This is a genomic window from Vibrio sp. 2134-1 (assembly GCF_033339495.1).
Genome location: NZ_JAWOUS010000768.1, coordinates 1 through 566, shown reverse-complemented (window position 1 = coordinate 566; position 566 = coordinate 1). Strand labels below are relative to the sequence as shown.

The 566-nt window shown below is 39.0% G+C and carries 1 protein-coding gene; it reads left to right on the top strand.

Annotated features, from left to right (window positions below; translation table 11 throughout):
- Window positions 1–122 precede the first annotated feature (122 nt).
- A partial coding sequence (locus tag R7R78_RS28440) for an ASCH domain-containing protein (RefSeq protein ID WP_225474892.1) occupies window positions 123–566 on the top strand: 444 nt, incomplete at its 3' end.

Genomic DNA, 566 nt, shown 5'->3' with positions numbered 1-566 from the left:
ACGCGTGGCATTTTTACTATGCGTTGGTTTAGGTGATTAAGGTGTTATGCGGCGGCATCGGTATTGCGTTGCTCACACCTTAACAGGGCGTTATATTTTTAATCAAATTCCGGGTTAAAATTATGGATGAAAGAAGTAGAACCTATCTAGATCAATATCTTAACTCATTATCAGATGAAGTAGCATCAAGCTACACTTCGTTTAGTTCAGACTATTTCTGTGCAGATGAATACAATGCAAATATATGTGCGGACTTAATTCTTCGTGATGAGAAACGAGCGTCATGTAGCTTAGATTACTGGTACAGCGAAAAAGGCGAATTATTGCCGGAAATCGGTCATCTTCAAGTAGTGACAAATTGGGATGGCGTGCCAATTTGCATTATAGAAATCACCTCAGTAACTAAGTGTAAATACAGTGAAGTAACACCTGAATTTGCAGCTTTGGAAGGTGAGGGTGATAAGACGTTAACTTGGTGGCGAAAAGCACATTGGAACTTTTTCTCAAGAGAATGCGTCGAGTTAGGTATATCACCTTCAGAGGATATGCTATTGATATTAGAACAA